The following is a 505-nucleotide window of genomic DNA, read 5'->3' on the forward strand; positions in this document are numbered from 1 at the left end:
GCAACCCATCAGGACGCATGGCATTTCGATACCTGTTCTATGCAGGAACTCGTTGAGGTACCTTAGTCCCAGTTGACTCCCCTTATCGGCAGGAGCGGGCAATGATCGCCCTTCACACCGTGATAGCCATCGTCGTTATCGTCCTGCTCATCATCAAGGTCAAGGTTGACCCGGTGATCTCGCTGATCATCGGTTCGCTCTACCTTGGCCTCGCGACCGGTGTCGGTTTCACGGCGACGATCGTGGCGATCACCACCGGTTTCGGTGCAATCATGGGTGAGGTGGGCCTGCGCACCGGCTTCGGCGTGCTCATCGGGGCGATGCTCCATGCGATGGGCGCCTTCAAGAAGATGGTGTCGATGCTCGTCAACGGTGTCGGTGCGCGGCGTCTTCCGTATGCGCTAACGGCTGCGATGGCGACAATCTTTCCTTCGATCTACGTGGACGTGCAGGTGGTTCTGGCTTCTCCGGTGGCGCGCTCGACCGGGCCCTTCATCGGCCGGAC

Annotated in this window: 1 pseudogene; it reads left to right on the forward strand. The window is 60.0% G+C overall.

The annotated features are described in order from the left end of the window. Positions 1-101 precede the first annotated feature (101 nt). Positions 102-505, forward strand: a pseudogene (locus CXQ89_RS18085) (GntP family permease); the annotation flags it as partial.

The sequence above is a fragment of the Arthrobacter sp. ZGTC212 genome (assembly GCF_002929255.1).
In the GTDB taxonomy this organism is placed as follows: domain Bacteria; phylum Actinomycetota; class Actinomycetes; order Actinomycetales; family Micrococcaceae; genus Arthrobacter_B; species Arthrobacter_B sunyaminii.